Below are 3,370 nucleotides of genomic sequence, written 5' to 3' on the forward strand. Positions count from 1 at the left end.
GTACACGGAGGAGCTCACGCGCCAGCTCATCGCCACTGCTCCGCGTGGCTGCGACGTCGAGGCGATCGTCTCGAACGTGAGCGACGAGCAGCTGCAGAGCGTCCGCGACCGGCTGCCCGGCGTGGCCACCGTCACCGGGTTGCCGCTGGCGCGGCGGGAGCTCGCGCTCGCCTGGCAGTCGGGGCTCGCCGTCGGCGGCCCTCCCGGCATGCTGCACGCCCCGAGCCTCCTCGCCCCGCTGCGCCGCCACAGCGGGCTGGAGGTGCCGCAGCAGGTGGCCGTGACCATTCACGACACCCTCGCGTGGACGCATCCCGAAGCGCTGGGCACGCCGTTGACGCTCTGGACCAAGGCGATGGCGAAGCGTGCGAAGAAGCACGCGGACGCGGTCGTGGTTCCGACGCACGCCGTCGCGAACCGGCTCGGCGAGGCGCTCGACTTCGGCGACCGCATCCGCGTCATCGGCGGCGCACCGGCGACGACGCTGCGCCTGCCGCCGGATGCCGACGAGCGCGCAGAGCGCCTCGGCCTGCCCGAGAGGTACGCGTTCACCCTGGGCACGGTGGAGCCGCGGAAGGGCATCGCGCCCCTGATCCGCGCCATCGCCCGGCCGGAGGCCGAGGCCATCCCGCTGCTCATCGCCGGCCCCGACCGCATCGGGGAGCGCTCGGCCACCGGCGTCGCTGCCGCGGCCGGACTGCCGGAGGACCGTGTACGCGCCCTCGGACGGCTCGAGGATCCCGATCTCGCCGTGGCGCTCGACCGCGCCACCCTGTTCGTCTATCCGAGCCTCGCAGAGGGATTCGGACTCCCGATCGTGGAGGCGTTCAAGTTCGGGCTACCCGTCATCCACTCCGACGACCCGGCTCTGGTGGAAGTCGCGGCGGGCGCGGGCCTCGCGGTCGAGCGACCGACGACGACCGCTGACGATGACGGATACGCCGAGCGGCTCGCGGCGGCGATCGCGCGCCTGCTCGCCGACGACGAGCTCCGTGCACGGCTGGGCGTACTGGCTTCCGACCGCGCTCGCGCCTTCAGCTGGCGCGACTCCGCCGAGCGGGTCTGGCAGCTGCACGCCGACCTCTGACGCCGGGCTCCGACGCCGAGCGGCTGCCTCAGCGGCCGCCTCGGCCCCCGGACGGAGCGGTCAGGACCGCAACCTACCGGCGAGCACTCCCCGCTGCGGCCGGCTGGGCATCGCGGGCACCGGCCTCCGCGACCTCCGAGCCCGCCGCGGCCTGCTCGTCCTCCCGCCCGAACCAGGTGCTGTAGCGCGCGGACGCCCACTGACCGGCCGCCTTCGACCAGCCGTGGCTGCGCTTCTCGATCAGCCAGGTGAAGCCGACGGCGACGATCACCGCGAGCGGGATGCCGAACAGCAGCGCCACGTACCACGGCTCGTCCGCGAACAGGTACGTGCTGAAGATCAGGATCGGCACGTGGACCAGATACAGGCTGAACGAGATCGCCCCCGCGAACTGCACAGGACGCGTCTTCAGCAGTCCCCCGAGCGGGCTCCAGCCGAGCGCCGCGACCACCAGCCCGGCCGCGGCGAGCGGCACCAGGCCCTTGAGAGCCGGATCGAGCTCCGGAATGCTGCCCACGTCCGGGCCCACCAGCCACGGCGCGATGAGCAGCAGCAAGCTGCCCACCGTGAGGCCCGCCCAGAGCGGATGCCGGTACCAGCGGGCGTTGATGCGCTCCGCGACGTTTCGCACCGCCTCCAGCCGGACCGCGATGACCGCGCCGACGAAGAACGCCGGCAGGTACTGCAGCGCACCGGAGCCGGCGTGCGCACCCAGGTAGGTGAGGGCGCACGCCGCCGCCAGGCCGCCCATCCACCACTTGCGCACGGCGAGCGCAGCGACGGCGAAGACGGGCAGCGCGAGCGAGAAGATCAGCTCCCAGCGCAGCGACCACAGGGGATTGTTGATCTGACCGTCGCCGCCCAGGAGGTCGCCGGCCTTGACGATGTACTCCCATCCGAAGTTCGGGGTGGAGGAGTCACTGAGCCACGTGCCGGCCGGCTGGGTCGAGTTCTGCGGGATCGCCATGACCCACGCAGCCGCGAGCACGGCGGACGCGATGACCGGCACGAGGAGCCGCACGGCGCGGCGGGGGAAGTAGGCGACCCAGTCGAACCCGCGGCGGCGGATGACCGGCAACGTCACGACGAGGCCGGACAGCACGAAGAACACGATGACCGACTCGACACCGGCCGTGAAGAGCTTCAGAGGCGTGTAGCTGATCCACCACATCGCCGAGCCGGTCGGCGCCGTTCCCCCTCCCGGCGCACCCGGGAACTGCGGATTCGTATACAGAGAATGGTGGAGGAGGACGACCATCGCGGCGATACCGCGCAGACCGTCGAGGGCAGCCAGCCGGCCCGGGGCGTGTCTCGTGTCGTGTCCCATTCATCCACCTGTACCCGTCATAGGGCGGCGACGGTACCGGGTGGCCCTGGGCAGTTCCTGTGACCTGTTCAGGGGTCAGCTGGGGGTGCTCCGCGTGGCGGACCGGCAGCGCGGCACCCGCCGCCTAGCATGATCGCTATGCCCGCACACACGTCGCCGCTCGTCTCCGTCGTCATGGGCTCCGACTCGGACTGGTCGGTCATGGAGGACGCCTCGCGGCTGCTGACCGAGTTCGGAATCGCGCACGAGGTCGAGGTCGTCTCGGCCCATCGCACGCCGGAGAAGATGATCGCCTTCGGGAAGGAAGCGGCCGGCCGCGGAGTCCGCGTCATCATCGCCGGCGCGGGAGGCGCGGCGCACCTGCCCGGGATGCTGGCGGCGGTCACCACGCTGCCCGTCGTGGGCGTCCCCGTGCCGCTCGCACGGCTGGACGGCCTCGACTCCCTGCTCGCCATCGTGCAGATGCCCGCCGGCGTGCCGGTCGCCACCGTGTCGATCGGCGGCGCGCGCAATGCCGGCCTCCTCGCGGTCAAGATCCTCGCCACCTCCGACGATGCCCTGACGCAGGCGCTCGCACGTTTCGCCGCCGAGCTGGAGGCCAGCGTGGAGCAGAAGAACCAGGCCCTGCGCGCCCGACTGTGAGAACCGCGCCATGACGATCGCCACCCCGCTGCGCCATCCCGACGCCACCTCCCCCCGCACGATGACCAAGCGCGGCTGGTGGCTGGTCACGCTGAACGTGCTGCTGCCCGGCTCCGCGCAAGTGGTCGCCGGCAACCGCATCCTCGGTCGCGTCGGCGTGCTCGCCACCCTGACGCTCTGGCTCCTCGCGATCGCGACGCTGGTCGTCTACCTGCTCTCGCCTTCGGCGATCTACACGCTCTTCACCCAGTCCGGCAGCCTCACCCTGGTCCAGGCGCTGCTGATCGCCTACGCCGTCCTCTGGGTGCTGCTCA

Annotated in this window: 3 protein-coding genes and 1 pseudogene; 3 read left to right on the forward strand and 1 reads right to left on the reverse strand. The window is 71.9% G+C overall.

What is annotated here, in order from left to right; translation table 11 throughout:
* Positions 1 to 1,087: glycosyltransferase family 4 protein (locus ACPYOG_RS18895; RefSeq protein ID WP_481295681.1), on the forward strand; the 1,087-nt coding region annotated here is incomplete at its 5' end.
* Between the two features lie 73 nt (positions 1,088 to 1,160).
* Here ACPYOG_RS18895 and ACPYOG_RS18900 read toward each other — a convergent pair.
* Complete coding sequence (locus ACPYOG_RS18900) at positions 1,161 to 2,414, reverse strand: acyltransferase family protein (RefSeq protein WP_481295682.1); 1,254 nt, start codon at positions 2,412 to 2,414, stop codon at positions 1,161 to 1,163.
* A 138-nt stretch (positions 2,415 to 2,552) separates the two neighbouring features.
* Between ACPYOG_RS18900 and purE the strand changes: the two genes are divergently transcribed.
* Entirely contained in the window at positions 2,553 to 3,056 is a 504-nt protein-coding gene (gene purE / locus ACPYOG_RS18905) for a 5-(carboxyamino)imidazole ribonucleotide mutase (protein WP_481295683.1), read from the forward strand.
* Positions 3,057 to 3,066: 10 nt separating this feature from the next.
* Positions 3,067 to 3,370 (forward strand): annotated as a pseudogene (locus ACPYOG_RS18910) (LCP family protein); the annotation flags it as partial.

The sequence above is a fragment of the Leifsonia sp. HAY1-4F genome, from assembly GCF_056755275.1.

Excerpts from the sequence above, each read along its gene's own strand:
- ACPYOG_RS18900 (WP_481295682.1), bottom strand. The coding sequence starts at position 2,414 with ATGGGACACGACACGAGACACGCCCCGGGCCGGCTGGCTGCCCTCGAC.
- purE (WP_481295683.1), top strand. The coding sequence starts at position 2,553 with ATGCCCGCACACACGTCGCCGCTCGTCTCCGTCGTCATGGGCTCCGAC.